This window comes from Pseudomonas sp. UBA3153, from assembly GCF_002364635.1.
In the GTDB taxonomy this organism is placed as follows: domain Bacteria; phylum Pseudomonadota; class Gammaproteobacteria; order Pseudomonadales; family Pseudomonadaceae; genus Pseudomonas_O; species Pseudomonas_O kuykendallii.
This window is the reverse complement of the sequence record NZ_DEYR01000050.1, coordinates 1-4640: the sequence shown is the minus strand read 5'-3', so window position 1 is coordinate 4640 and position 4640 is coordinate 1. Positions and strand designations below refer to the sequence as shown.

Here is a 4640-nt window from a genome sequence, read left to right as displayed (position 1 = left end):
GTGGCGGGCCTCGCCGCGGCATTGCGGGTGGCGCGGGGCAAATCGCGAGCGGCCTGCCGGCGCCACGCCGAGGCGCAGTGGAGCCATGAGCTGATGCTGACGCGCTACGAGCAGCTGCTGCGCGATGTCGTGGCGAGCCACGCGCATGGCTGAACCGCAGGTCGGCTATTACGTCCATCACCACGGCGCCGGCCACGCCACTCGTGCGCTGGCGATCGCCCGGCAGCTGGGTTGCCCGGTGACGCTGATCGGCTCGAACCTGCCGCCGCTGCCGGCCTCCGTCGGGCGCCTGGATCTGCCCGGCGACACCGCGCCGGGCATGCGCGTCGAGCGCTTCGACACCCTGCACTACGCGCCGCTGGCGGTGGATGGCCTGCGCGAACGCATGGGCCTGCTCGGCGACTGGATGCGCGCGGCCTGGCCCTGCCTGCTGGTGGTCGACGTCTCGGTGGAGGTCGCGCTGCTGGCACGGCTGTTCGGCGTGCCGACCCTCTACCTGCGCCAGCACGGCCGCCGCGACGACCCCGCGCACCGCCAGGCCTACGCCACCGCGACGGCGCTGCTGGCGCCCTTTCCGCCGGCGATGGAAAGCCCCGACACGCCCGCCGAGGTGCTCGCCAAGACCCGTTACGCGGGCTGGGTGTCGCGCTACGCCGGCAGCGCGGCCGCCGAACCGCAAGCGGGCCGCGTGCTGGTGATCAACGGGCGCGGCGGCAGCGCCTTCAGTCACGCCGGGCTGGCCGAGCTGGCCCGCGCCTGCCCGCAACGCTCGCTGTACGTCGCCGGCGCCCTCCAGGGCAAACCGACGCAAGTGCCCGACAGCCTCACCTACCTGGGCACGCTGGACGATCCGGCGGAGGAAATGCGCCGCGCCGAGCTGGTAATTGGCAGTGCCGGCGACAGCCTGGTGGCGGAGGCCGCCTCGCTGGGCTGCCGCTACATCGCCATCGCCGAAGAGCGCCCCTTCGACGAGCAACTGCAGCAGGCGCGGCGGCTGGAACAACTGGGCGTGGCCATTGGCCTGGAGGGCTGGCCGGAGGCGAGCCGGTGGCCGTCGCTGCTGGCCCGTGCCGAGGGGCTCGACCCGCGCACCTGGCAGGCCTGGGCCGACGCGCAGGCCACGGCGCGCTGCGCGGCGATCATCGAGAACGTGATGGCGGAAACCTTCAGAAGCCCGTGCGGGCCTCGTTGAAACAGGCGGCGATTTCGGCAGCGCTGGGCTGACGCAGCACCTCAAGCTCGTCGTCGCGCCAGTCGATCAGCCCACGCTCGGCGAAACCGCCGAGCCAGTCGCCCATCGGCCATTCGTTCCAGCGCGCATGGAAACGCCGGGCATTGGCGACGATGGCCGCGAAGTGGTTGAGCGGCGGGCGGTAGGTCGGGTGGTACTGGTGATAGGCCAGGGCATCGGCGCTGCGCAGCTCAACGCCCCGCTCACGGGCACGGAAGGCGAAGTCGGTGTCTTCGGCGCCGTAGCCCAGATAGCCGTCGTCGAAGCCACCGATGCGCTCGAACACCTCGCCACGGCAGGCGAAATTCAGTGACCAGAACAGGTGATGCGGCATCGGCTGCCCGGTTTCGCCACGAAACACGCTCAGCGGATGGGCGACGCTGGCGGCGTGCAGGCTCTGTGCGGTCCAGCCGGGGTCGTTGGCCGACGGCGGCAGATAACGCACCTCGCCCAGGTGCAGCGCCTGCGGATGTGCTCGCAGCGCCTCGCGATAACCGCGCAGCAGCCCCGGCGAGGGAATGCAGTCCACGTCGAGGAACACCCAGGGCCGCGCCTCGTCCCGTCCACGGATCGCGTTGCGCGCGCGCGCCAGCGGCAGCGCGCCGTTCTCACCGTCGACCCGCAGCGCGTGAATCGCGAAACGCTCGCTGTGCAGCGGGCTCGGCGCCTCGTTCATCCACACCACCCACAAGGCCGCCACCGGGACGGTCGACTGTTCGAGCCCGGCGACCAGGTTGGCGAGCTGCGTCGCACGCCCGTGAACCAGCGTGATCACGTTCATCGGCGGGCGCTACAGCGCGGCGTTGGCCAGGGAACGCAGATAATGCCCGAAGCCCTCGGGCGCGCGGCACTCCAGCCTGGAACTGGTCTTCACCCGCACCGAGCGGCTCCAGGCGATGCGCGCGCCGATCTCCTGCAGGCGACGCACCAGGTGCACGTCCTCGTGGGCGGTCAGCGCGGGAAAGCCGCCGGCCTTCAGGTAGGCACTGCTGCTGATGCCGAAGTTGGCGCCGTGGATGTGCCGGTGGTCTTCCTGGTCGAAGTAGGCGGCTTCGTAGCGGCTGCGCACATCGGCCGAGTGCGCGCTCCAGTCATCCACCTCGACCACGCCGCAGACCGCGTCGGCGCCGTAGGAAAGCTGCGCCGCGAGCCAGTCGTCGGGCACCAGGGTGTCGGCGTCGGTGCAGGCGATCCAGCGCGCCCCGGCGGCGATCAGGCGTGCCGCGCCTTCGGCACGGGCGACGCCGACATTGCGGGCGTGGATCTCCAGCAGGCTGACCGGATACTGCTCGACCACCCAGCGGGAACCGTCGTCACAGGCGTCCAGCACCACCATCACATGGACCGGTTCACCGGCCAGTTGCGGGTGCTCCGCCGCGCGCATGACGGCACGCAGGCAACGGGCAAGACACTCTTCTTCGTTATGTGCAGGGATGACTACACCGATCATGGAACGCCCTCGGGTAACGCAATGGTGTCGGCACGCCCCGGCGGGGCGCCGATCAGGCTTGGATCATTCGCAGCGCGCCTTCCAGGACTCGAAGCCACCGCAGTTGCGCGAGTAGCCCTCGTGGTCGACACAGCTCAGCTTGCTCTGCTTGCCCGCGGCGACCTCGTTGGAAACGATGTCGCCGCTCTTGCGCCGCACATCGACGATCACGTCGTGGTCGCAGCTGTTCTGGAAGGCGATGTCATGGCTGACGCCGGCGTCGTCGGGCTTGGAGGTGTTGTACAACTCCTTGATGCACTGATTGCCCTTGGCGTCGGTGGTGGAGCAATCCGCCGCGATGGCGGGCGCCGCGAGTACCGCGGACAGCGACAGCGCGACGGCCGCGCAGGCGCGGCGCAGGTTTACGGGGGTATCGAAGGGGGAACGCGTGGCGATCTTGCCGATCCGGTGACGAACTCTCATGGTGTTCTCCAAAAAAACCTCAGCGCTGCAGCCGTACCGGCGCCGTCCCGCATGAGCCGGAGACGGCGGCGTTTCCGCGCTGCCAAGGTTTAGTCCGCCGCGGCCTCGCACAGGTTGCGAAAACCGGACGGATGACCGGAAACGCCCGACCCAGCCCGATAGGTCGCCTGCGGACGCCCGGCGAAAGCGGTCGACAAACCCCGTCCGCCTGCGTTTAGCTCGGCGTCCCGTCACCCGAGGAACGCCCATGAGCGAGCAACAGCAGGACGCGGTCGTCCGCCACCTCAACCCGGCCCACGGCGTCGAACCCTGGGCGCGCGAGTTCGCCGAAGCCATCGAAATCCCCGGCGGCGCCCGCCAACTGGTGCTCAGCGGCGTCGGCCCGGCCATCATCGACGCCAGCGCCGCGCCCGGCAGCGTTGCCGCCTACGGCGACACCGCCGCCCAGACCCGCAGCGTGATCGAGCAGATCGCCGCGACCCTGCAACGCCACGGCTATGCCCTCGGCGACGTGATCAGCATGCAGGCCCTGCTGGTGGGCGACCCGGCGCTGGACGGCGCCGCGGATTTCGAGGGTTTCTCGGCGGTCTACAACCGCTACTTCGGCACCGCCGAGCAACCCCGAGTGCCGACCCGCACCCGCGCCCAGGTGATCCGCCTGGTGCCGCCGGGCTGGCTGGTGGAAATCACCGCGATCGCGGTGAAGGCCTAGCCGCGAGCGGACAGCAAAAGGCCACCCGAGGGTGGCCTTGCGTCCGCGCCAACAGGGCAGCTGTTCAGTCGAGAATCACCAGCCGGTCCGGCAGTTCGTTGCGCGTGTGCGTGGCGGGCACGTGGCGCTTGAGGTGTTCGCCGCAGGCCTCGATGCAGGCCAGGAAGCCGTGCAGCGTTTCGCCCTGGCGTACGGCGCGGGTGAATTCGCCGACGATCGCCGCCCAGGTGTCATCGCCGATGCGGCTGGAGATGCCGTGGTCGACGAGGATTTCCACGTAGCGCTCCTGCTCGGAGACGAAGATCAGCATCCCGGTGCCGCCCTCGGTGTGGTGCAGTTTCTGTTCGAGGAACTGCCGCCGTGCCAGGTTGGCCGCCCGCCAGTGCCGCACGCCGCGCGGCACCAGGCGGGTGGTCAGCGGCTTGAGGCGGAACAGCAGGCCGACCCCGATGAAGGTCAGCCACTGCACCAGCAGCAGTTCGTGGGCGTTCAGCCACAACGGCTGATAGTTGACGATCCCCGGCACCAGCAGCGCGAGGAGCGCGGCCCACAGCAACGGGATGTAGCTGTAGTCGTCCGCGCGGGCGGCGAGCACCGTGACCAGTTCAGCGTCGGTGTCGCGCTCGATGCGCCCGATGGCGTCTGCCACCTGCTTCTGGTCGCTGTCGCTGAGTAAGGTCATCGTGTTTCCCGTATCCGTTCGCAGTTACCAGCCACCGGACGCACCGCCGCCGCCGAAGCCGCCACCGCCGCCGCCAAAACCACCGCCCCCGCCGAAGCCGCCG

The 4640-nt window shown here is 70.0% G+C and carries 6 protein-coding genes; 2 read left to right on the top strand and 4 right to left on the bottom strand.

All coding sequences use genetic code 11. From position 1 onward, the window contains the following. Positions 1–145 precede the first annotated feature (145 nt). A complete protein-coding gene (locus B2X67_RS13235) occupies positions 146–1192 on the top strand; it encodes a glycosyltransferase (RefSeq protein WP_286785772.1) in 1047 nt (348 codons plus the stop codon). Here the strand turns inward: B2X67_RS13235 and B2X67_RS13230 are convergent. The 3 genes from B2X67_RS13230 to B2X67_RS13220 form a co-directional block, all read right to left on the bottom strand. Beyond that, positions 1167–2012, bottom strand: a complete 846-nt coding sequence (locus tag B2X67_RS13230; RefSeq protein ID WP_286785771.1) for a glycosyltransferase family 2 protein — start codon at positions 2010–2012, stop codon at positions 1167–1169. The two genes, B2X67_RS13235 and B2X67_RS13230, sit on opposite strands and share 26 nt — an antisense overlap. 9 nt (positions 2013–2021) lie before the next feature. After that, entirely contained in the window at positions 2022–2681 is a 660-nt protein-coding gene (locus B2X67_RS13225) for a glycosyltransferase (protein WP_286785770.1), read from the bottom strand. 63 nt (positions 2682–2744) lie between these two features. Beyond that, on the bottom strand, positions 2745–3143 hold the full coding sequence (locus B2X67_RS13220) for a hypothetical protein (RefSeq protein ID WP_273232910.1): 399 nt from the start codon (positions 3141–3143) through the stop codon (positions 2745–2747). A 247-nt stretch (positions 3144–3390) separates the two neighbouring features. Between B2X67_RS13220 and B2X67_RS13215 the strand changes: the two genes are divergently transcribed. After that, the gene (locus B2X67_RS13215) at positions 3391–3855 is read left to right on the top strand and encodes a RidA family protein (protein WP_286785769.1); all 465 of its coding nucleotides are present in this window, start codon (positions 3391–3393) and stop codon (positions 3853–3855) included. 64 nt (positions 3856–3919) lie between these two features. On the opposite strand, the gene B2X67_RS13210 is transcribed toward B2X67_RS13215, so the two are convergent. Continuing rightward, a complete protein-coding gene (locus tag B2X67_RS13210; RefSeq protein WP_286785768.1) occupies positions 3920–4537 on the bottom strand; it encodes a TPM domain-containing protein in 618 nt (205 codons plus the stop codon). Positions 4538–4640: the final 103 nt, after the last annotated feature.